The organism is Anabaena sp. UHCC 0451, assembly GCF_034931405.1.
In the GTDB taxonomy this organism is placed as follows: Bacteria; Cyanobacteriota; Cyanobacteriia; order Cyanobacteriales; family Nostocaceae; genus RDYJ01.
Genome location: NZ_JAYGHA010000001.1, coordinates 56,749 through 81,080 on the forward strand (window position 1 = coordinate 56,749; position 24,332 = coordinate 81,080).

Below are 24,332 nucleotides of genomic sequence, written 5' to 3' on the forward strand. Positions count from 1 at the left end.
TTTTCCCCTTCTTTATTCTTTCTAAATAATGTTACCTCTTAAATTACACCAAACATTTTCTGCACATCAGTTAATGGTAAATGCCAAAGTAGTTCAGGTTGCCAAATATCTGGATCGAAGTTAGAATCACAACCACGTTGATAGGCTTTTTGTAATCTTTCCCAAGCAAACTGTTGTTGATAATTGAGATTTTTGTAAATCATTCGCAACAATCCTAAGCCTAACATTAAGTTAGTAATTGTGAATTTTGCTCCTAGTAAAAATGCTTGTAATTCTGCTTCACCAATGGGATCTGTAGCGTAACCTGCCAGAACATGAACACCGTCATGTAGTTGTTTGCGGCGAGTTCCAGTGATGAATGGTTGTAAGTTGTTTTGATTGAGAAAATCAGCCCAAGTTCTGCCAAATGTGCCTTGAGGAAGGGATTTTAATTTATCAATCTCTACAATTTGCGGAACATTTAATCCCTTAGCTTCAGTAAAATGATCTAATAAATCTAAAAATTTTTCAACTCGATGAGCAGACTTGGAATAAGTGGTAAAGTATTGCATAAATTTATAAATGAGATTTTTTCTGATCAAACTACACCGGATTTTTAGATGTAGAGACATTATCAATAACATCTCTACAGAATTTATTTGATCTAACTTGTAAAAACTTTATTTGACTATTGAGGGTTACTTTGTTGACGACGTGAAGCCTTATTTTCCCACATTTTCTTAAGTTGTTCCCGTTGTGCTGGAGTCAGAACAGCTTCCATTTGTTGTTTTGATGACTTTCTAATTTCTTGTATTCTGGTTTTTTGAGCTTCAGTTAAATTCAAGGAAGCGAAAGGTTCTCTCTTACCTCTACCTTTACCTTCGCTTCTACCTTCACCTTGTGAACGCTGATTTCGACGTTCTTGCATTTGTGCTTTTAACTGTTCTTTTTGTGCTGGTGTCAGAACCTTATCCATTTCTGCACGGGTATTGCGGCCAATTTCTTGCATTTTGGCTTTTTGTTCATCTGTCAGTCCCAATTTTTTCCAAGGACCTTTTTGGGTAAATTCTTTACCTGCTTGAGGAGAAGGGGCTGTTTGTTGTGCTTGTGCTACAAAGGGGGTTGCAGTTAAAGTCAGAGCAAAAGCAGCAGCGATAAATGATAATGTCTTGCGTTTCATAAGACCTCGCGGTAAGTGGGAAACTCAGTGTCTTCAGACCTGAGAGGGAAACTACTCGAGCGGTTTTAACCGCTTTAAATATTTTTTCATTACCGCCTTGGAGTTAGGAAATTCGGGGTACTTTTGTGATGTACTTTCAACGGGACAATTACCGATTCAAATTTTCTAACTCTGTACGCATAATGTGTTGCACGCGATGTGCCTCCCTTTCGGGGTAATGTTAGCTTCGACCTGTTATAAGAGCTTTTTAGACTTGCAACACTGTTTCAGTGACCTTAAAACTGTTTAATTGCAAATGACAGAGCGGGGAACTAGCTACGCATTCCGAGGTGTCGTGACTCAAATAACGGCTACCCTTCGACTTACGCTCAGGGTGGTCTGGTCAGTACGGCTTGCTTGATTACTCTTGCAAGCCCAGTCCCTTTAGGGCTGGGTTACTGACAAAATCCCTTGTGTTTTTCCTGGTTGGATGTCACCATAATATGAACTTATCCCCAATTATCACATGAGTCAAAAGTCACGTCTATAGCCATGACTTTAGTCATGCTCCAAATCTGGTCAATATGTAGCACAATAAAGTATTCAGATTTCAGGCACTTTTGAATTTTGAATTTTGAATTTTTATGTCTCGTCCTATTCAATTTAATAATCATCCCTTTCGGTTTCTGCTTTATTTAGAATGGGTATTACTGGGGCTTTCTGTGTTAATGGTAGTTACTCCCTCCCCATCACCAAAATTTGCCACCCGGTTTCCAGAGTTAACTATCTGTAGTTTAGCTTTTTTTGGTTTGATGGGGTTACGATTACCTACTAGTAATAAATTTTGGAAAATTATATATACAGCTACTGAAGTATTTTTAATTTTAACTACTGGCTTTTTCGGTGGAAGAACGGCTAGACTTTTTCCTTTTCTTTATTTAATTTTAGTAACTCGTAGCTGTTTGATTTTTCAATTACCAGGACGGTTAGCGGTTACTTTTTTATCATTTATATTTTTTCTACTCACACTAAAAACTCGATTTCCAGATAACAGATTAACACCAGTATTACATGATCGTTTTAGGTTTTTTAGTTTTAGTTTGGCAGTTTTATTTGGCTTGAGTTTAATATTTGTTCTCCTATTAATGAATGCTGTTTTATCAGAGCGCGAAAGCAAAAATAAATTAGCTCATGCTAACGCAAAACTCCGTCAATATACTCTGCAAATTGAAAATCAAGCTACCTTAGAAGAGCGAAACCGTATTGCTAGAGAAATTCATGATTCTCTCGGACATTCTCTGACGGCTTTAAATCTTCAATTAGAAACAGCTTTAAAACTTTCTAAGTCTGATATGCCTAGAGCTATGACATTTTTAGCAACAGCTAAGGAACTAGGAACAAAAGCTTTACAGGATGTACGTCAATCAGTTTCTACTATCAGATCCCACCCCTTAGAATCACAATCTTTAGAACAGGAAATTGCTATATTAATCAAAGATTTTCAACTGGCAAATGGGATTTTGCCAACTTGTATTATTTCCTTAAAATATTCTCTATCCAGAGAAATGAGTATACCCATTTACCGCATTATTCAAGAGTCATTTACAAATATTTCTAAATATGCCAAAGCTTCATCTGTACAACTGGAATTAATGACAACGGAAAAAGCTATAAAATTAATAGTTCAAGATAATGGTCAAGGTTTTGATATTAGCCAGAATACAACTGGTTTTGGTTTGCAAAGTATGCGCGATCGCACTTTGGCATTAGGAGGAGAATTAACAATTAACTCTGCTCCTGGTGCTGGTTGTGAGATTATAGTTGATATTCCTTTAAATAACTGGAAATCATGATTAAAGTTTTACTTGTAGATGATCAAGGTTTAATCCGTCAAGGTTTAAGAGCATTATTAGAATTAGAAACCGATTTAGAAATAGTTGGGGAAGCAGAAAACGGTGAAATTGCTATTAGTTTAGTGGAAAAATTACAGCCAGATGTAGTTTTAATGGATATCAGAATGCCTATTATGGATGGAGTTGCAGCAACAAGAGAAATTCAAAAACGCTTTACCACTACAAAAATTTTAGTATTGACAACATTTGATGATGATGAATATGTCAAAGCTGCATTACAAAATGGTGCAATGGGTTATTTACTTAAAGATACACCCTCAGAAGAATTAGCTGTTGCTATTCGTGCTGTTGATAAAGGCTATTCTCAACTAGGTCCGGGAATAGTCAAAAAACTGCTGACTCAGTTTCCCTCCCCAGCACCAACCTTACCACCGAGTTTAGCTGAATTAACACCTAGAGAGAAAGAGGTTTTACGATTAATTGCTACAGGTGCTAGTAACCGAGAAATTGCCCAAGAACTCTACATTTCTGAGGGAACAGTTAAAAATCATGTTACTAACATTTTAAGTAGACTTGATTTGCGCGATCGCACTCAAGCTGCTATCCTTGCTAATACTTATTTTTCCTCTTTGTACTAAAAATGCTCTAATCTATTTTGTGACTGAATGATGGAGTTTCCTAAGAATTATTGCTGATAATTATTTTTTTGTTAAAATTATGCTTAGGTATTTTTTTGATGAGTTTAAAAAAAATCATACCAACTTCACACTAACTTCATACAGATAAATTTGCATCTTCTCGGAACACAATGACAGCTATATATACTTTTCTAACCACTAACCCATAAATGAGCATGGACTCACATAAACTTAATTTATGTTAACGATAAAGAAACCTAATTTCAGTAGTATTACGGTGTGATATTAGTTTTGAATCCCAGATAATGAACTGAACTCAAGAGGAAATAAGGATAGCTCGACAAACAAAGCATAAATTTACACAGTGAAGTAATGAAAAATATCTACATTGGAAAAATAAAAAAAGCCAAAATAGATTTTCATAATTCTACGTAAAAATACGGCTTACTTGCATTAAACAGAGGTAAATAATATGCCAGAATTACTAAGACCAACACTAGGAGATTTCAACAGCATAGTATGTTTCAAAGCAGTAATTATCGGCATGGAAGAAGCTTTAGGAGAAAAAGCCACAGCCATTGCCCTAACGACAGCTGGACGCGCACGGGGCAAACAAATAGCTGCAAGTTTGGGTTTATCAGGATCTGTAGACTCCTTGGATGTAGCACAAGCAAAATTAGCCCTAGCCGTAGGTAAAGACGGAACCAGACTTTGCATAATTGATAAAATTGTTAGAGATGGTGATACCATTAAAGTATACATATCTGAAACAGTTTGTTCAGCAGGTGAACTACAGGGTTCAGAACGCAAGTGTACCTTTACATTGGGCGCTGTTTGGGGAGCATTAGAAGAAATACTTAACAAACGTTTACGGGGAGTGCATACTGAATCAGTCCTCAAAAGCGGTACTCACGACGTATTTGAATTTACAAACCGCGACTAAAAAATCTGTAATTTTAAATCACAGATCAAGACTTTATTTAATCAGGAATAAATTTCCTACTCACGACCAAATTTGAAGCAACCTGGAGAATAAATTATTATGGCAATTAACACAGAAAAATTGGGTCTGATTTTGCAAAACTTTGTAGCTGCTACAACAGATGTTCAAGGAGCAGCACTTGTTACCCCAGATGGTTTACCTTTAGCCACAAGTTTACCCGGTGCAATGGACGAAGAACGGGTATCAGCAATGTCAGCATCTATGCTGTCTTTAGGTGAAAGAATAGGTATTGAGTTAGCTAGAGGTACAGTTGATCGGATCTTTGTAGAAGGAAAGAAAGGCTTTGGTATCTTAACAGGTTGTGGTGAAGATGCAGTCTTCCTAGTTTTAGCTAGTGAAACAGCTAAACAGGGGGTATTAATGCTAGAAATTAAACGTGTTCTTGCAGAACTCAAGCTAGTTTTGGTCTAGATGATCTATATCAAAAGTCACTCAATTCTAAGTTCCCTCCTAAATAAATATCAAATTAAGTGAGGGAACTTTTTATCTAATACCAAAAAGCTGTAAATAACATTTAGGAGCTTAGTCAAACTAGTGAATAATGAATTATTAATTGTTTATTTATGGAGTAAATAAACATGGAGATTATGCGCTTGATGGTGACGGGATCTGTAGGCGCGGGAAAGTCCACCTTTATCCGCTCCGTCAGTGAAATTGAAGTTGTAGATACAGATACCCGTGCCACAGATGAAACAGCATTACTGAAACAAAGAACCACAGTCGCCTTTGACTTTGGTCGGCTGCAATTTGGACCCGACATGGCTTTACACCTTTATGGTACACCTGGTCAGTCTCGTTTTGATTTCATGTGGGATATTTTAATTCGCAAAGCTCATGCTTATATCGTACTGATAGCAGCACATCGAGCTAGAGAATTTCGTTATGTACGTAAAATTCTCAACTTTATGCAAGAACGCGCTGACATTCCCATGATTCTTGGTCTCACACATACAGATTGTACTGGAGCTTGGTCTGAAGAAGATGTATATCTTGCTCTGGGATATGTTGATGAAGCCCAACGACCTCCTATGGTTAGAGTCAACCCTAATCAAGGAGATTCTGTAGCTGAAGCAGTAATTGTTCTAGTGCAGCATTTAATGGAAAGTTGTGCAGTTTAATTTACCGCAGCAGTCAGCAGTCAAATCATTTTTGTAGAAAATTATTCTGATTAGTTAACTATTTTTATTCCCCCTGGGGGGAGGTGGATTATGACTATTACTGGTAACTTTGCAGATTTTTCCTTACCCGAACTCCTTCAGTTTTTAGATCAAGGAAAAAAAACCGGAATACTTTACATTGAGTTTTTAGCTGAGGACAATGATAAAAAGAAAAAGCAAGTCTATTATATCTGGTTACACCAAGGCCGTGTAGTTGCTGCTGCTGATCGTTTAGATCAACAAGCTTTAACATTAATGATTGCTCAAAGGGGATGGATAAGCGAGCGAGTAATTTCTAGAGTAACTCAAATTTCCGCTTGTTTTGTCAACTCGCCACTAGGGTTGTGTCTAAAATCTCAAGGACTACTACAACCAGAACAACTAAAACTACTATTTAATAGCCAAGTTTTACGTCCAGTATGTGGCTTATTCCAAGTCAAAGATGCTCTATTTAGATTTGAGCCAACACCAACATTACCTTTAGGGGAAATGACTGGCTTGAGTATGTCTGCAACTGAGGTCATATTAATTGGACTGCGTGCGTTACGAGATTGGAGAGCTTTAGAAGAAAAACTCCCAGACCCTACTTCTGGTTTATCCGGTTTGATGGTCAAACAGCCCAAACTACAGCTAAATGCTCAAGAATGGCAAGTGTGGGAATTTGTAAATGGACAGGTTTCTTTACAGTATATTGCTAATCAACTCAATCTACCGATAGTAAATGTACAACAAATTGCTTTCCGACTCATCGTAGTTGGTTTAGCAGAAGAGTATTTCATGGTTGCGGCTACACCTACCTTAACTCTGGATGAATCTTTTTCTACTCCTACTCCCACAATCACTTTTCCAGAACCAGTACCGGAAACTGTACCTGCAAGTAGACTCATAGAAAAGTCTCCAGAAAAGCCCGCTGTTAGTCAATCATTCCTCAAAAATTTAGTTGGTTTTCTTCGTAGTAAAACCTCATAATTAAAAAGGCAATTTTGGTGTAACATTTAGGCAAAAATGAATAAGACAAGGTGCATAATTTTCTAACTCTGGTAAAAGATAAAAAACAGTCATATAATCTTTTACAGAGTATACAAAGAAATTAGTTCAACCAACAGGTTAAGAGAATAACCACTGACAACTGATAGCTGATAACAATTAACTAATTTACTCACATCTATTTTTTTTAAGGATTAATGATGACTATCGAACCTACCGCTTTCATGACCAAGATGGAAACCAGAATTGGATTTACTGCTGAAGATAAATCTATTCTTAAATCCAACGCCGACTGGGGTAAAGACAATGCTGCAAAAATGGCTGATCATTTCTATGCTTATTTAGGACGTGATGAAGAAATGAATGCCATTTTAAATGCACAAGAGGGACGAATGCACCGCCTCCATGAAACATTTATTGAATGGTTTCACCAAATGTTTACAGGAGTGGATGATTGGAGCGAAAAATATGCTAAAATACGTTGGCATATTGGACTTGTCCATGTCAAAATTGGAATTGCCCCTCAGCACGTAGTTCCAGCTATGGCAGTAGTCGTTCATGAAGTTGGTAAACAATTAAGAGTTGATGCCAAATCAGAAGAATTAAAAGAAGCATTGGGTCGAATTTGCATGATTGATTTAGCTTTTATTGAGCAAGCTTATGTAGAAGTTTCCTCAACTGCGGTACTTAGAGAAACTGGTTGGTCAGAAGCCTTATTCAAACGACTTATTGCCACTGGTGCATCCTCTATGTAAGCGCAAGTTTGGAAAGTTAATCAGATTAATTTAATAAAATTTCTGGTGCTTATTTTTCTATAACTTTTTGCCTCCATAAATTCAAAAAATTCAACCGCCCTGGGATATTACCGGGGCTTTTTTTATGTAAAATTTATGCGAATAAATCTAGACATTCTTTGCTTAAAATTCCTTTAGTTATTTTGATTTTTCTAAATGATTTACTGACTACTTCTTCACAAGATATATTAATTTGTGCCTGATTAATCGAAATTAAATCTGCAATTGAAGCGCCATAGATGATTTCTGATATTCCTGTCCATACACAAGCAGTAGCGCACATCGGACAGGGTTCACCTGTGGTATATATACAATAGCCTTCTAAAGTAGGATTTTTGAGTTTAGCGGTAAAATTGCGTATGACATTAATTTCTGCATGGGCTGATGGGTCACTGTTTAGTCTCACAGTATTATAAGCGGCTGCAACTACTTGATTATCTTTAACTATCACAGCACCATAGGGTGTATCTCCTTTTTTTGCTTCTTCTATGGCTAGACGCATAAAATATTCTTGGTTCATTTTCACAGGATATTTAAATAGGATAAGTAGGTAGGCGTTGAAATTTATCGTTGAGGCAAGGCAAGAGGCAAGAGGCAAAAGGCAAGAGGGAAGAGACTTTGAGGGATTTTACATTTTGTAACATACCTCGTTTTTTTCAAGCCGACTTACTTAATTTCTTTCTCATAATAGGGCATTTTTACTGTCATTGTTGTGAATTTGTGAATTTTTTTGGGATATGATATTACTAAACCGAGCAAAAATAGAATTTTACTTAACAGACTTAGAAACGCCAATTGGTAAAGCAATTAATTTAACAATTGCCTCGCTAGTTTTATTATCATCAGGAATTTTTGTGGCGGAAACTTATAATATTTCTAATGATGCTCGTTTAGAAATAAGGGCATTAGATACTTGCATATTAATAGTTTTTGCTATCGAATATTTACTGCGCTTATGGAGTGCAGAAAATAAACTTAAATATATTTTTAGTTTTTATTCAATTATTGATTTAATGGCTATATTACCATCTTTAATTGGTTTTGTAGATATTAGATTTATCCGTTTGTTGCGATGGTTTAGAATTTTGCGATTAATCAGATTTATAGATAGTAGATTTTTATTTAAGAGTATCAGCAGTGAAGATAGCGTAATTTTTACACGAATATTATTTACATTATTTGCTATTATTTTTGTTTATTCTGGCTTAATTTATCAAGTTGAGCATCCAGTTAATCCACAAAACTTTGGCACTTTTTTAGATGCCTTTTATTTTTCAGTTGTGACAATGACGACTGTAGGATTTGGTGATTTAACTCCCATTTCTGAACTAGGGCGGTTACTAACCGTATTGATGATTTTAACAGGGATAGCCTTGATTCCTTGGCAAGTAGGAGATTTAATTAAACGATTAGTCAAAACAGCTAATCAAGTAGAAAATGTTTGTTCAAATTGTGGTCTAAGTTTTCATGATACAGATGCTGAGTTTTGTAAAATATGCGGTACTAAGTTGCCTGTAAGAAACGTAAATTAAGGAGGAAAATATTGATTTACAAGGATGATGACTTAAAATCTCCTTTGCAACATTTTGTTATGGGTTTACCACCCCTCACATCAAAACTCAATCATTAGGTTACTATGTCTATGTCTTGTTTAAGAGTATAATTATGACCCAAACATTTTATGTAAATCCTGTTACGGGTGCTGATACTAATCCTGGTAGTCAACAAGCACCATTCAAAAGCATTTCTAAAGCTTTACAACAAGCCACAATCACCAATAAAATTCAACTTGCAGATGGTAATTACAATGCAGGTAGTGGTGAAATTTTTCCTCTTACTGTACCCGTTGGCGTAATATTAGTAGGTAATGAAGCTAACAAAGGTAACGGCGTTTTCATTGAAGGTAGTGGTAACTATCTGAGTCGTACTTTTGCTGGTCAAAATGTCACCTTTGTGTTATTGAACAATGCAGAACTCCGAGGAGTGACTGTAACTAATTCTGCTAGTCGTGGTACTGCTGTCTGGATTGAATCAAGTACGCCTACGGTTGCTAATAGCACCTTCACCAAATGCAAGCGTGAAGGAGTTTTTGCCACAGGTGATGCTAACCCTGTAATTCAAAATAATATTTTCAGTGAAAATGCGGCTAATGGTATTTCCATTGCCAAAAATTCTCAAGGTCAATTTCAGGGTAATATCTGTGTTAACACTGGTTTTGGTTTTGCTATCAGTGATACTACATCACCCACGCTTACAGATAATAAGATTTATGAAAACCGTTCTGGGATAGTAGTTTCTGGTAGTTCACGTCCTATATTACGGAATAATCTCAGTGAGAAAAACACTGATGATGGTTTAACAATAATTTCTAATGCCTTACCTGATATCGGCAGTACCAATAATCCTGGTGGTAATATTTTCCGTAATAACGGTAAATTCGATGTCCAAAATGCCAGTACCAACACTCTGGTTTCTTTGGGAAATCAAATAGATGCGGCTAAAGTTAAGGGAAATATTCAGTTTGTTGGGAGTGCAACTCCAACTCCAACTCCAACACCTGCACCAACTCCAACTCCAACTCCAACACCTGCACCAACTCCAACTCCAATTCCAACTCCAACACCTGTACAGATACCGATACCGATACCTGTACCAACTCCAACACCTGCACCAACTCCAACTCCAACCAATACATTAACTGATATTGGTAATCATTGGGCATCTGCGTTTATTCAGGAACTAGTCAGACTCGATATTATCAAAGGTTATCCAGACCGCACATTTAAACCTAATGCAACCATGACAAGAGCGCAATATGCTGCATTACTGGTAAAAGCTTTCAATCCACCCAATAAACGTGCTGCTATTAACTTCAAGGATGTGTCAGCGAGTTTTTGGGCATTCCAAGTTATTCAGCAAGCATATCAAGGGCAATTTTTGTCTGGTTATCCTAATAATACCTTTGCTCCTAATCAAAATATCCAACGAGTACAAGTGATTGTTTCTTTGGTAAATGGACTGGGGTTATCTGCAAGTTCCACAGCCAGCAATGTATCTTTTGATGACCAAGCAAAAATCCCTAGCTATGGTAAGGATGAAGTGATAATTGCCACACAAAAGCGAATGATTGTTAATTATCCCACAGCGAAATTACTCAACCCTACCCGTGATGCAACAAGGGCTGAGGTGGCTGTGATGGTGTATCAAGCTTTACTTGATGCTGGTCGTGTAGCAGCGCTTAATTCACCTTATATTGTTGTTTAATTGATAACAATTAGGACTAAAGCTGCGTGTCACACCAAAAATCTGTTGTAGGGTGCGTCAGATATCAACAATCTGTTTATTTACAGGATTTATGCAGTCTGACGCACCCTACCAATGTTCCAGTTGCGTAAGTCCTGACAATTTTAAATGAACAATTTAGATCCCCGATTTCTTCAGAAAGTTGGGGATTTATTATATATTTCATGTTTATGGGATTCTGTGTGATTGATTAGTTATAATTGAGTATTGCTCTACACCCCACATCTACGTAAAGGCTTGTTAGATAACAATGTTATTCTCTTCCTTGATAGAAGTCAATAATCTAGAACAGGCAGTGGCTGATACTCCATTAGTTGTGACAGCTGATACACTAGCAACTGATGCGATCGCCCTCATGAGTAACGCTAGGGGAAGTTGTACATTACCGGAAGAGGATACCAGTTACCTATTGAGTGATTGCCGTGCCAGTTGTGTATTGGTAATGGATAGAACTGAGTTACTAGGAATTTTCACAGAGCGAGATGTGGTGAGATTGAGTGCGGAGGGGCGAAAAATTGCCGGAGTGGCGATCGCTGATGTGATGACTCGCTGTGTGATCACTATGCAACTCTCGGAATTTACGGATATTTTTGTGGCTCTCAATCTCTTTCAACGCCACCGGATTCGTCATCTACCGATTCTTGATGATCATGGACAAATAGCGGGACTGCTTACCCACGAAAGCTTACGGCAACTGTTGCGTCCTGTGGATTTGTTGCGCTTACGTCTAGTATCGGAAGTTATGAGCAGTCGTATTGTTAAAGCTGCGCCACAAACTTCGGTGTTAGATATCACCAAATTAATGGCACGGGATAATGTCAGTTCGGTGATCATTGTTGAAGAGCAAAGTTCTCTTCTGATACCAGTAGGGATTATGACTGAACGTGATATTGTGCAGTTTCAGGCTTTAGGGCTGGATTTGCAGAGCATTCAGGCGCAAACAGTTATGAGTAGTCCGGTTTTTTCTTTGTCACCAAAAGAAACACTATGGACAGTATTAATGCTGATGCAATCCAGGCGCATCAATCGGGTAGTAATTACAGGGGAACAAGGAGAATTACTAGGTATTGTCACCCAAACTACCTTGCTACAAGCCTTGAATCCTCTGGATATTTATAGTTTGGTAGATAATCTCAAGCAGAAGGTATCACAGTTAGAAGTAGAAAAATTGGAGTTATTACAAATTAGAAATGCACAACTAGAGCAAGAAGTAAAAAAACGCACCGCAGAGTTGCAAGCGCAAGCGGAACGGGAAAGGCTGTTGAGTGGAATTACTAGCCGCATCAGGATATCATTGGACTTGCAGGCAACCTTAAATGCGATCGCAATTGAAGTGCGACAATTTTTGAATTGCGATCGCGTGATTGTCTATAAATGTCATGAAAATGGCAATGGTATAATTATTGCTGAAGACGTGAAACCAGGATGGTTATCTTTACTGGGGCAATCAGTCAGTGACCCTTGTTATATACCCGATTGGATAGAACAGTATATTAATGGCAGGATACAAGTTGTTGATGATATTACTACAGATGATATAAGTCTCTGTAATCGGCAACTATTAGACAGTCTGCAAATCAGAGCTAAAATTTTAGTTCCTATTGCTGTTGGTGATCAACTCTGGGGATTAATGTTAGCTTGTCAAAACGATACTTCCCGAATTTGGCAACCAGAAGAAACTGAATTACTGCAACAGTTGTCTGTTCATGTAGCCATTGCCATCCAGCAAGCAGATTTGTATCATCGCGTACAGCTAGAACTTCAAGAAAGACAACGTGCCGAAGCTGCTTTAGCCGCATCTGAAAAACTTTACCGCACCACCTTGAGCAAGATTTCTGATGCTGTATTTGTTACCGATAACCAGGGTAAATTTACTTTTGTCTGTCCTAACATAGATATTCTCTTTGGCTATTCAGTAGAAGATATTGCGGAGATGGGCAACATTCAAGTTCTACTGGGTGAAGATTTATTTGATTCACAGGAGTTGGTATTATGTGGTGAAATTGCCAACATCGAACGCGATATTATTGATCAACAAGGTAGGACACATACAGTCCTAGTGAATGTTAAGCAAGTAACAATTGGTGAAGGTACTCATCTGTATTCCTGTCGCAACATCACTGAACGCAAACAAGTAGAAAAAGCATTACAAGATAGTGAAAAACGTTTGCGAACCATAGTCGAAACCAGTGCTAGTGGTCTTGTTACCGTGGATCGTCAAGGTAGCATAGTATTCGTCAACCCTGCTGCTGCGAGGATGTTTGGTAGAGAGATGGAAATTCTCTGCGGCTGGCCCTTTGCCCTTCCTTATGATTATGATAGTCATCGGGTAGAAGAAATTGAAGTATTGCAAGCATCTGGTCAGCGACGCACTGTAAATATGCAAGCTGCGTCCATTGATTGGGAAGGACAAAATGCTTTTTTGATGTCACTTTCGGACATCACCGAATTAAAACAAACAGAAGAATTATTGCGTCAAAGTGAAGCTAAATATCGGCTGTTGGTGGAAAATCTACCTGTGGGTTTGGTTGTTCACGCCGTTGATACTACTATTATCACTTGTAATGCTAAAGCCTGTGAACTTTTAGAACTTAATATCTCTCAAATGCAGGGAAAAACTTCCCTAGATCCAGATTGGCATTTTTTGAGGGAAGATGAAACAGTGATGCCACATTCAGAATATCCCATCAATCAGGTGATTTGTACACTGCAACCTCTGACAAACTATGTAGCTGGGGTGCATAGACCCGAAAGTAAAACCCAAATTTGGTTATTGGTAAATGCTTTTCCTGAATTTAATAACGATGGAATTTTAAAACAAGTAGTAGTCACATTTGTTGATATTAGTGAACGACAAGCCGCATTAAAAGAACTTAAACAGGCGGAAATTGCCCTGAGAAACAGTGAAGAACGGTTTCGACAAATTGCAGAGAATTTGCCGGAAGTAATTTGGATGACCAATATAGAAAAGTCAGAAATAATTTTTGTCAGTCGCCAATATGAAAAAATTTGGGGTCGGACGCTGGAAAATCTTTGCCAGCAACCGATAACCTGGGTTACTGCTATTCATGAAGATGATCGAGAACGGGTTATAAAAGCAATACCAAATCAAATTACACCCGGTGAATATGATGAAGAGTATAGGGTTATTCAACCTGATGGTACAGTGCGCTGGATTCGCGATCGCGCTTTTCCCATCGCCAATGATCAGGGTCTAGTTTACCGTATAGCTGGTTTTGCTGAAGATGTTACCGAACGCAAGGAAGCAGAAGCAGAATTACAGCAACTTAATGAGGAACTAGAAGCTAGAGTTGAGCAACGGACTACTGCTTTACAAGAATCACAGGCTATGCTGCAATTGGTACTAGATACTATTCCGCAGCGTGTATTCTGGAAAGATGATCAATCAGTGATTAGAGGTTGTAACCGCATTTTTGCAGAAGATGTGGGTCAAACCCCAGAAAAAATTATTGGCTCTGATCCTTATGATATATCTGCAACTTGTGAAGAAGTTGATTTTTATTTAGAATGCGATCGCCATATCATGACTACTGGTGAATCACAAATGCACATTAAAGAAACTATGCATAAACCTGATGGTTCTTTAATGTGGATAGAAACTAACAAAGTACCATTGCGAGATGTTGACGGTCATATTATTGGCGTTCTGGTAACTTATGAAGATATTACCAGCCGACGTAGTGCGGAAGAAGCCTTGCGCTACAGTGAAGAAAGATTCCGCATTGCTTTAAATAATTCGCCTATTGTCGTATTTAACCAAGACCTTGATCTGCGCTATACATGGATTTATAACCCTGCTATGGGCTATAAAGTTGAAGAAGTGGTTGGTCGGTTTGATACTGATATCTTCCTAGCCAAAGATGCTGAAAAATTAGAAACTTGGAAACGTCAGGTGATAAAAACAGGTCAAGGAATGAGAGAGGAAATTGTCATTGGTACAGAAGATAATTTTATTTGTTATGTGTTAACAATAGATCCTCTGCGCGATCGCAATGGTGAAATAGAAGGTGTAACTTGTGCAGCTCTAGATATCACTGACCGCAAAAAAGCAGAAATGGCTTTAAAAGAAAGTCAGTATTTAATTCAACGGATCACCGAAGCCAGTCCAGATATTCTTTATATTTACGATTTGCAAGAAAAATGCAACGTTTACACTAACCGAGAAATTGCCAGATTGCTAGACTATTCTCCCGCACAAATACAAAGTATGGGAGCAGAATTTCTGCCGCAAATCGCCCATCCTGATGATCTGCCCAAAATGTCTGATTATCTTGCTCGGTTTGCTACAGCTAATGATGAAGATATCAGAGAAATTGAATATCGGATGCGCGATCGCCAAGGCAACTGGCACTGGTTTATTAGTCATGATACTGTATTTAGTCGTGATGTTGAAAATCAACCTAAACAAATTATTGGTGCAGCTTTAGAAATGACAGAACGTAAACAAATGGAGGCAGAATTACGTCAAACTAATGCCGAACTTGCCCGTGCAACTCGCCTCAAAGATGAATTTCTAGCGAATATGAGTCACGAATTACGGACCCCTTTGAATGCGATTTTGGGAATGTCAGAAGGATTACTAGAAGAAGTATTTGGGGAAACTAGCGATCGCCAAAAACAAGCCATCAAAACTATCGAACGCAGTGGTAAACACTTACTAGAATTAATTAATGATATTCTTGATCTCTCCAAAGTTGAAGCCGGTAAACTAGAACTGCAACTTGCTCCTGTTACTTGTAGCTATCTTTGTGATTCTAGTTTGACATTTGTTAAACAACAGGCATTGAAAAAAAATATTCAGCTATCTATAGAAATTCCCCCCCATCTACCAGATTTAATTGTTGATGAGCGTCGGATGCGTCAAATGCTCATTAATTTGCTCAACAATGCCGTTAAATTCACTCCCAACGGTGGCAGCGTTAAGTTAGTTGTACACCAGGAGATAGGGTGCAGGGGAGCAGGGGAGAATAACTTTTTTCTATTCCCAGTCCCCAATCCCCAATCCCCAATCCCCAGTCCCCAGTCCCCAGTCCCCAATCCCCAATCCCCAATCCCCAGTCCCCAGTCCCCAATCCCCAATCCCCAATCCCCAAATCAATGGATTTGTTTTTCAGTAATTGATACCGGAATTGGTATTGCTAAAGAGGAATTAGATAAACTATTTCAACCTTTTGTGCAGATTGACAGCAGTCTAAATCGTCAACATAATGGTACAGGATTAGGTTTAGCTTTGGTACAGCGACTGGTAGACCTACATGGTGGTCAAATAACAGTAACTAGTCAAATAAATCAGGGTAGCTGTTTTACAGTTCGCATACCCTGTATAGAGAAATCAGCAGATGAGAAAAAAACTCTATTACCAGCCACTTATCAACTATTACCGCATCATCAATCCCCAACTTCTCAAGTGCTGATTATCGAAGATTCGATGGTTGCAGCCGAACAGATAGCCAGATATTTGCATGAACTAAATCTGCAAACTACCATCTATACCAGAGGTGACGGAGCTATTAATGAAGCCATCCGTATTAGTCCGATGCTAATATTTTTGGATATTCAATTACCCAACTTGTCTGGATGGGAAGTTCTCAAACAACTCAAAGCACATTCAGACACTCAAAGTATTCCTGTAATTGTGATTTCGGTAGTTGATGAGCGATCGCAAGCATTATCTTTAGGTGCAACTGATTACTTAGTTAAACCTATTAGTCGCGAACAAATGTCTCAAGCAATAAATAAACTCCAAGCACCAAATAATTCCCCAACAAATGAACTGATTATTCCCACAACTACCCCAGTTGCAGCATCAATTGAACCAATATCCCCAGCTTTAATCCTACTTGCAGAAGACAACGAAGCCAATATTGCCACCATCTCCAACTATCTGGGTGCTAGGGGATATAGTTTAATTATGGCAAAAAATGGTCAAGAAGCTGTTACTCTCACTAAAGAACAACATCCTAATTTGATTCTTATGGATATCCAAATGCCCGGTATGGATGGATTAGAAGCCATGCGTCTCATTCGTGCCGATCACCAGTTCACACATACACCAATTATCGCCTTGACAGCATTAGCCATGCCAGGGGATAAAGAAAAGTGTATTGCATCTGGAGCTAATGATTATTTAACTAAACCAGTCAAGTTGAAATTTCTAGTTGAGAAAATTCAACAACTATTAAATCAGGTGACAGGTGACAGGTGACAGGTGACAGTTTGAAAAGTTTGAAAAGTTTGAAAAGCGACTAGAAGTCGCGGCTACACAGACAAAACCCACCTCCGTGGGTTTCAAACCCTTGATTTTTCATTAGTCCACGTATCCCTTACGGGACCGTAGGAATAGGTGGACTTCGCTTGTGTAGTAGCGTATCCCTAACGGGAGCCGGAGGCATCTTTATATTCGCCCAAAACTTTTCAAACATCCTCTAAGAGGGAATAGGGAAAACCGATAACTGATAACTGATAATGGAAACACCAGCAAAAATTTTAATTATTGATGATGAACCTGATAACTTTGATGTTATTGATGCACTATTAGATAGTGAAGGTTATGACTTAAGTTATGTAGCGAATGGACTGCAAGCCTTGGATCTTCTGGCTGCTTTTCAACCCGATGTAATTTTGCTAGATGTGATGATGCCGCAAATGAATGGCATTCAATTCTGTGAAAAATTTAAATCAAATATGCAATGGAAACATATTCCAGTAATTATGGTAACAGCTTTGAATTCCAACGAAGATTTAACCAAATGTATAGCTATAGGGGCTGATGATTTTATCAGTAAACCCGTCAATGGCATGGAATTGAGGGCGCGAGTGAGATCCATGTTACGCATTAAGCAACAATATGATTCTTTGCAAGAAATTCTCCACTTGAGGGAAGACCTTTCTAATATGATTGTTCATGATTTGCGAAATCCTTTAACTTCAATTATTTTAGCCGCAGAAATGTTAAAAGTTGGTAATTTATCAACTGAACGTCAGTTTCAAAAAAGTAATCAGATCATTGCATCTGGACAACAATTGCAAGCCATGATTGATAGTTTGTTATTAATGGCTAAATTAGAATCTGGCAAGCTGATTATTCAACTCACGGATGTTGATATCTATGAACTTTGTTCCTTAGCAATATCAGATATTCAGCCAGCCATAATGCATAAAAATATAGAAATAATTAGTGATTTACCTAAACCCGGTAATAGTATTAAGCTGGATCTAAGTTTGTTCCGTCGAGTGATTGATAATCTGCTTTCTAATGCGATTAAATTTACTGAGCCAAATAGTCAAATTATTTTACACGCTGATTATCTAGCACCAGGAAAAGTTAAAATTCAGGTAGTTGATTCAGGTCCAGGAGTCAGGGAAGAATTACGTCAAGTCATTTTTGAGAAATACGAAATTGGAACTATCAACAAAGCCACATCTCAGATTGGTTTAGGTCTAGCTTTCTGCAAAATGACGGTAGAAGCACATGGTGGAAAAATTAAAGTAGAAAGCAATCAACCACAAGGGGCAATTTTTACAATTGAGATTTGACATTTATCAATTGTTACTGATTGTTTTTTGCAAAGTCATTTCTACTTTTTGATACTCTTGTTCAAGTTGAGAAAATACATCTATACTGCTTGCTAAATTGCCACTTTGTCCCATAATTTCCATCTGTAAGCAAAGCTGAGAGAGAGTAACCGCTCCCATAGAAGCACTACTAGATTTGAGCTTGTGGGCTGTTTGCTCAATCATTTGAGCATTTTGATTTTTCAGAAATGCGTTAATGTCTTGAAGCAGCTGAGAAGATTCTGATAAATAACATTTAACTACTTGGGTAAATACTATTTCATCATTTCCCAACATAATTCGTAAAGAGTCAAGAATTTGGGGATTGATGGCAAATGAAGCCTCAAAAATGTCAGATTTTTTCTCATTCATGCCTTAAATTCTCCTAACTTTGTGCTTGTCACCATATCGACTGAGGGCTTGAAATAAATCTAAACTCTGAACAGGTTTACTAATATAGTCATCCATGCCAGCAGCCAGACAAATTTCGCGATCGCCTCGCATAGCATTAGCCGTCATCGCAATAATATAAGGACGTTGATGAGATTCCCATTGTTGACAGATTCTTTGAGTTGTTTCCAGTCCATCCATTTCTGGCATTTGTACATCCATAAAAACAATATCATAAGACTGACGATGCAAAGCTGCGAGAACTTCCAGTCCATTAGCTGCGACATCTGCCCGATAACCAATTTTTTTCAACATTAATAAAGCAACTTTCTGATTAACGACCGTATCCTCTGCCAACAGAATCCGCAACGGTAATTTTTCTGCTAAATGAAAATCAATTTCTGCTACTTTTGGTTGGGAAATATAAGCTTTAATTGGCTGATTCATCAAAATCTCACACAAGGTCTCATAAAGTTGAGATTGTTTCACAGGTTTAGTTAAATAAGCAGCAATTTGGAGATCAGCACATTCTTTGCTGGTTTCTGCTTGAGCTAAAGAAGTGAGAATTACCAGAGGGATGTTTTGACAGTTTGATTGTTTGCGAATTTCATGGGCTAAGGTGATTCCATCCATTTCTGGCATCCGAATATCTAAAATGGCGAGATCAAATTTCATACCCAGACGGATTTGTTCTAAAGCCTCCTGTGCTGAAGCAGCGGTATAAGTTTGCATATTCCAAGACTCGGCCGTGAGCTTGAGAATTTTGCGGTAAGCAAGATTGTCATCTACGATTAACAAGTTTTTTCCCGCCAACTGCACCGCATCAAGTGATAATTTCTCCAAGGGAAAATCAGTATCTACTGGTACAGTCACAGTAAAATAAAATGTTGCCCCTTGTACAGACTGCAAAGATGCAATGAGCGATTCATTTTGCCATTGGGGATGAGGACTACCACCTACAAACCCCCGACTTTCCACCCAAAGAGTACCGCCCATCATTTCACTTAATCGCTTGCTAATTACCAAGCCTAATCCTGTACCACCATATTGTCGAGTAGTGGAAGTATCAGCTTGGGAGAAAGGTTGAAATAATCGCTCCATTTTATCTGCGGGAATGCCAATACCTGTGTCTTTAATTGCAAATAAAATTTCGTAAGCTGTCTCTGAAATTAGCTTGGCGTTGACAGAAAGTATCACTTCTCCTATTTTGGTAAATTTAATGGCATTACCTAAAATGTTCATCAGTATCTGACGCACACGAGTTACATCACCAATGATGCGGGCTGGAACTTGAGGATGAATCAGATAAGCTAGTTCAATATCTTTTTCCTCGGCTTTTGGGGCTAAGATATCCAGCACTCGCTCCAGACAATTTCTCAAATCAAAAGATTGTTCTTCTAGTTCTAACTTACCGGATTCGATTTTAGAGAAATCCAGAATATCGTTGATGATGGTAAGTAAGGCTTCTCCACTGGAGCGAATTGTTTCTACAAAGTCCTGCTGTTGGGGCGTGAGCTTAGTATCTAACAGCACTCCCGTCATACCAATCACAGCATTCATGGGAGTACGAATTTCGTGACTCATCATCGCTAAAAATTCGCTTTTTGCGCGATTGGCGGCTTCGGCTGAGTGCTTGGCCTGCTCTAGAGCCAAGTTTTTGATAGTTAGTTCGGCTCGTTGATGAGTTTCTTGTTCTAATAGTTGAGCTTGGGCTAAAGCAATACCCAATTGAGTCGCAACTACTTCTATTAATTCAATTTCTTCCGTAGTCCACTGACGAAAATAACTGCACTGATGTAAACAAATTACTCCATTGGGTTGCCCTTGAAAGGAGGTGCGAATTGTTAAAATAGACTTGAGTCCAATTTCTCGGCAGAAGGGTTGCATTGCCTCAAGTAAGGGATCAATGTACACGTCTGAGGAGGCGATCGCTTGATCCTGTGCAATCATGGTTGCAGCGTGGGGATTTCCCACAATAGGAATTTCCAGATGTAGCATAGAGGAGTAACCGGAGATTACATATTCTGCTACTAAGGGAATGCGGGGTATAGGTTCACCAATATAAGAATGAATTAGACAGCGATCTACTTTTAAGGCTTGCCCAATTTCATTGGCTGATGTTTGAAATATTTCTTGAATATTGAGAGTTTGCCGGATTTCTCCAATAATTTTTTTGAGAATTAAGGTTCGTTGTAATTGTTGTTGCAGTGCTTCTTGTACTTTTACTCGTTCAGTAATGTCTGTGTGTGATCCCACCATCCGCACAGGATTTCCTTGTTCATCCCAAAGTGCTTGTCCCCGATCTAATATCCATTTATAACTACCGTCTTTACACAAAACTCGATGCTCACTGCTGTAAAAAGAGGTTTTCTTCGCCAAGTGATTTTGAACCACCTGTATAACTGAATCTATTTCATCAGGGTGAACTCGCTTAGACCATTCATCAATATTATTACTAATCTCATGATCTTCATAGCCTAACATTTCTTTCCAGTGAGCAGAAAAGAAAACTTCGTTAGTTTTTAAGTTCCAATCCCAAATGCCATCATTATTTCCTTGTAGTGCTAGTTGCCAACGTTCTTCTTTTTCTTTGAGTTCTGCTTCTGCTTCTTGCCGTTCGGTAATATCATTTTGAATGCCAATAAAATGTTTTAACTGTCCGTTGTCATCATAAATGGGCGAAATACTTAATTCATTCCAAAATAATGTCCCATCTTTGCGATAGTTACGCAGGATTATAGTGCAACTTGTGCCAGTTTTAATTGCTGTTCTTAGCTCATCTAACCCTGGTTGATTAACTTCTTTATTTTGCAAAAATCGACAATTTTCTCCTATAATTTCACTAGAGGTATAGCCTGTTATTTTCTCAAAAGCTGGGTTAACATAAATAACTGGATGATGAGGGTGTTTAGCGTCAGTAATGACAATTCCATTGTTGGTACTAGCAACAGCCCTTTCCATTAATTTTAAGGTTTCTTCAAATAGCTTGAGATCAGTAATATCAAACATAAAACCCCGCAGCATTACTGGAGTCTCATCTGCTAGAACTACATTCACTATATCTCGCAACCAAATAATGCTTCCGTCTGCGGCAAATATTCTATATTCCAATTGATGATTTTCGCTTTTTCTGGTTGCTTTTTGGCAAAGATTAAGAGTCTTTTCTCGATCATCTGGATGCAGATGATTTACCCAAAAGTTTTCTTCATACCATTCTTCAATTGGATAACCTAACAAGGCTTCTGCTTGAGATCCAACATAAGTAAATCGCCAGGTTTTTATATCCAGTTCCCAAGGAATAACTCTAGCTGTTTCTAATAATTGCCGCAAACGATTTTCACTATTGCGGAGATCGAGTTCTGTTTGTCTATGTTGAGATATTTTTTGAGTTAGTTCTTGGTTAATTTCTGCTATGTGCTGTTGATTTAACAGAATGGCTTGAGCAAAATAGGTTAATAATGTTATTGTTCCTCCCAGGAGAATACCAACAATTAATACTAATGTGGGTGTGCGTAATTCTGTTAATAGTGCTGAGGTAGGAGAAACGATAATTTGCCAGTTCAGGTTATAAGAGTTAATGTTGATGTTTTGCTGCCAAGGGGATTTTGTCATTTCTCCACCATGACTATAAATTAATTCTTGCTCGTCAAAAATCTGGATTTGATAACCATTCGGTATCTTTAAAATAGCATCTAAAAGTTGTTTATTTTGCCAAACTCCTAAGATGAATCCATCAAATTTATTTTCTTGTAGAAATAGAGGTATGTAAGCTAAGAATTCTCTATCACCTTGAACAAGATTAACTGAATGTGTAAATGTAATTTTATCCAATTTACGTGCAGTTTCTAATATCTGTCTTTGTTTAGTTTCTGGGCTAAAATCAATATTTTGTGCCGCTTTATTTCCCGACTTTGGTACAATCCAGCGCATTTGATATGATGAATCTACCCATCCAATAGCTTGATAACCGTGAAAATCTTGGATGTAGTTTTTCGCATCTGCTTCCCATTGCTGTTTGGGAGTACCACCGCTATTTTCCCAGCGTTGCCCCATGCGCTCTAGTGCTACAATTCTACTATTCAGTTCGTTAGTTAATTCAGTTTTGATGGCGATCGCTTGCTGTTGAATTAGCTGTTGAATATGGTTTTCCTCTTCTTGTAAAAGTTGTTGCCAGAGGATGGTAAATATTATTAAAAATAAAACTCCCACCAATAGGGGCAGGAATTTCATTATTTTTAGCCAATCATTTCTATGATTAATACTCATATTCAGTTATTAGTCATCATTCCTGATAAATTTAAATCTTCTTTAGTCGCAATCTGTGGTAAGTAGTCGGGCAAAATAAATTGTACATTTAGGAGAGGGAACAGGGAACTCTTAACAGATAAATTGCTATTACTTCCCTGTGAGTTTCACTAAACCAACACCACCAAAATAAAGACCTAAAACTGCTCCTGCTAAAAGACTTTGAGTTAAAGGATCAGTAGAAGGTGTAAGAATAGCTCCCAAAACCACTGCAAACATAATTACAAACCGCCAACCAGCTAACATTTGCACTGAAGAAACAATACCTAAATTACTTAGCAATAATTGAATAATCGGAATTTGAAATGCTAAACCCGTGCTAAATAAAAGCAACAAGACAAACTCAAAATACTTTTCAATTGACCACAGTTGTTCTACCACATCTGCACCATAGTTGATGAAGAATTGCAAAGCTGCGGGAATCAGCAGCAAATAAGCAAATACTAACCCCCCCACAAAAAGTACACTCGATCCCAAAACCACAGGACCTAACAAACGACGCTCACGACGAGTCAAACCGGGAAGTACAAACTGGATAATTTGGTAGAGAATAAAAGGACTAGCAAGCACCAAACCGCTGTAACCAGCAACTTTGATGGAGACAAAGAAATATTCTCCCGGTGCTAGTTGCAGAAATTTTATCCCCCGCGCTGGGATTTCCAATAACTGCACTAAGGGTTTAACGACGATAAAACAGCCAATTATACCCACTACTACAGCGATTAAAGCGTAAAAAATTCGCCACCGCAATTCTTCCAAATGGTCAGAAAAAGACATTTCTAGCTCATCTGGTAAGTCATCTAGGGAATTAACTGCATCGGGAGAATTAGGAGAATTAATAGTATCTACTTCTGGTAAAGGTGTCATGAGTTAATTTATCAGCAACATTCCTTAACTATTTTATCTGCCTGAGCGACTAGCAATGGAGGTTTTTCAAGTTTTGAAAAAATTTTCCGGTTGTATGATGTTGCGTCTGCATAAGTGAGTTATAAGACATCTTTCAAGGAATAACTACGCAAACTAAGTATGAAACCGTTAATTTATTTATCACGTCTTGGGTAGCTAATACTGCTATGCGGATGTCAAAACTCAAAACTTAAAAAGTGCATAATCTCAAACCTGTGGTTGATTTATCATGATAGCTACTGAGGATTGTTTGCGTTCAGGTATACGTAACTCCTATAGGGAT

The 24,332-nt window shown here is 38.0% G+C and carries 17 protein-coding genes; 11 read left to right on the forward strand and 6 right to left on the reverse strand.

Annotated elements, in window-relative coordinates; genetic code table 11:
* Nucleotides 1-38: 38 nt before the first annotated feature.
* Nucleotides 39-551: a Coq4 family protein gene (locus VB694_RS00265; protein ID WP_323358310.1), complete on the reverse strand. Its 513-nt coding sequence runs from the start codon at nucleotides 549-551 to the stop codon at nucleotides 39-41.
* A 116-nt stretch (nucleotides 552-667) separates the two neighbouring features.
* Nucleotides 668-1,159 (reverse strand): P pilus assembly/Cpx signaling pathway, periplasmic inhibitor/zinc-resistance associated protein, encoded by a 492-nt coding sequence (locus tag VB694_RS00270; protein WP_323358311.1) that lies wholly within the window; start codon nucleotides 1,157-1,159, stop codon nucleotides 668-670.
* 623 nt (nucleotides 1,160-1,782) lie between these two features.
* Here VB694_RS00270 and VB694_RS00275 point away from each other — a divergent pair.
* From VB694_RS00275 to VB694_RS00305, 7 genes are all read left to right on the forward strand, one after another.
* On the forward strand, nucleotides 1,783-2,991 hold the full coding sequence (locus VB694_RS00275) for a sensor histidine kinase (protein ID WP_323358312.1): 1,209 nt from the start codon (nucleotides 1,783-1,785) through the stop codon (nucleotides 2,989-2,991).
* The gene (locus VB694_RS00280; RefSeq protein WP_323358313.1) at nucleotides 2,988-3,629 is read left to right on the forward strand and encodes a response regulator transcription factor; all 642 of its coding nucleotides are present in this window, start codon (nucleotides 2,988-2,990) and stop codon (nucleotides 3,627-3,629) included. The genes VB694_RS00275 and VB694_RS00280 overlap by 4 nt, the downstream gene beginning before the upstream one ends.
* 472 nt (nucleotides 3,630-4,101) lie before the next feature.
* The gene (locus tag VB694_RS00285; RefSeq protein WP_323358314.1) at nucleotides 4,102-4,572 is read left to right on the forward strand and encodes a hydrocarbon-binding protein; all 471 of its coding nucleotides are present in this window, start codon (nucleotides 4,102-4,104) and stop codon (nucleotides 4,570-4,572) included.
* Between the two features lie 99 nt (nucleotides 4,573-4,671).
* Nucleotides 4,672-5,043: a roadblock/LC7 domain-containing protein gene (locus VB694_RS00290; RefSeq protein ID WP_323358315.1), complete on the forward strand. Its 372-nt coding sequence runs from the start codon at nucleotides 4,672-4,674 to the stop codon at nucleotides 5,041-5,043.
* 167 nt (nucleotides 5,044-5,210) lie between these two features.
* Nucleotides 5,211-5,750, forward strand: a complete 540-nt coding sequence (locus tag VB694_RS00295; RefSeq protein WP_323358316.1) for a GTP-binding protein — start codon at nucleotides 5,211-5,213, stop codon at nucleotides 5,748-5,750.
* Nucleotides 5,751-5,840: 90 nt separating this feature from the next.
* A complete protein-coding gene (locus tag VB694_RS00300; RefSeq protein WP_323358317.1) occupies nucleotides 5,841-6,758 on the forward strand; it encodes a DUF4388 domain-containing protein in 918 nt (305 codons plus the stop codon).
* Nucleotides 6,759-6,976: 218 nt separating this feature from the next.
* Nucleotides 6,977-7,531, forward strand: a complete 555-nt coding sequence (locus tag VB694_RS00305; RefSeq protein WP_323358531.1) for a protoglobin domain-containing protein — start codon at nucleotides 6,977-6,979, stop codon at nucleotides 7,529-7,531.
* Nucleotides 7,532-7,664: 133 nt separating this feature from the next.
* Here the strand turns inward: VB694_RS00305 and VB694_RS00310 are convergent, their stop codons facing one another.
* Nucleotides 7,665-8,090 carry a nucleoside deaminase gene (locus tag VB694_RS00310; RefSeq protein WP_323358318.1) on the reverse strand — a complete coding sequence of 142 codons (426 nt, stop codon included), beginning with the start codon at nucleotides 8,088-8,090 and terminating at the stop codon, nucleotides 7,665-7,667.
* 220 nt (nucleotides 8,091-8,310) lie between these two features.
* Between VB694_RS00310 and VB694_RS00315 the strand changes: the two genes are divergently transcribed.
* From VB694_RS00315 to VB694_RS00330, 4 genes are all read left to right on the forward strand, one after another.
* Nucleotides 8,311-9,102 carry an ion transporter gene (locus tag VB694_RS00315; protein WP_323358532.1) on the forward strand — a complete coding sequence of 264 codons (792 nt, stop codon included), beginning with the start codon at nucleotides 8,311-8,313 and terminating at the stop codon, nucleotides 9,100-9,102.
* 133 nt (nucleotides 9,103-9,235) lie between these two features.
* A complete protein-coding gene (locus VB694_RS00320; protein ID WP_323358319.1) occupies nucleotides 9,236-10,834 on the forward strand; it encodes a DUF1565 domain-containing protein in 1,599 nt (532 codons plus the stop codon).
* 289 nt (nucleotides 10,835-11,123) lie between these two features.
* On the forward strand, nucleotides 11,124-17,099 hold the full coding sequence (locus VB694_RS00325; protein ID WP_323358320.1) for a PAS domain S-box protein: 5,976 nt from the start codon (nucleotides 11,124-11,126) through the stop codon (nucleotides 17,097-17,099).
* 260 nt (nucleotides 17,100-17,359) lie between these two features.
* On the forward strand, nucleotides 17,360-18,430 hold the full coding sequence (locus tag VB694_RS00330; protein ID WP_323358321.1) for a response regulator: 1,071 nt from the start codon (nucleotides 17,360-17,362) through the stop codon (nucleotides 18,428-18,430).
* Between the two features lie 6 nt (nucleotides 18,431-18,436).
* Here the strand turns inward: VB694_RS00330 and VB694_RS00335 are convergent, their stop codons facing one another.
* The 3 genes from VB694_RS00335 to tatC all read right to left on the reverse strand — a co-directional run bounded on the left by VB694_RS00335 (nucleotide 18,437) and on the right by tatC (nucleotide 24,010).
* The gene (locus VB694_RS00335; protein ID WP_323358322.1) at nucleotides 18,437-18,820 is read right to left on the reverse strand and encodes an Hpt domain-containing protein; all 384 of its coding nucleotides are present in this window, start codon (nucleotides 18,818-18,820) and stop codon (nucleotides 18,437-18,439) included.
* A 3-nt stretch (nucleotides 18,821-18,823) separates the two neighbouring features.
* The gene (locus VB694_RS00340; protein ID WP_323358323.1) at nucleotides 18,824-23,104 is read right to left on the reverse strand and encodes a PAS domain-containing protein; all 4,281 of its coding nucleotides are present in this window, start codon (nucleotides 23,102-23,104) and stop codon (nucleotides 18,824-18,826) included.
* Nucleotides 23,105-23,233: 129 nt separating this feature from the next.
* Complete coding sequence (gene tatC, locus VB694_RS00345) at nucleotides 23,234-24,010, reverse strand: twin-arginine translocase subunit TatC (protein WP_323358324.1); 777 nt, start codon at nucleotides 24,008-24,010, stop codon at nucleotides 23,234-23,236.
* Nucleotides 24,011-24,332 lie beyond the last annotated feature (322 nt).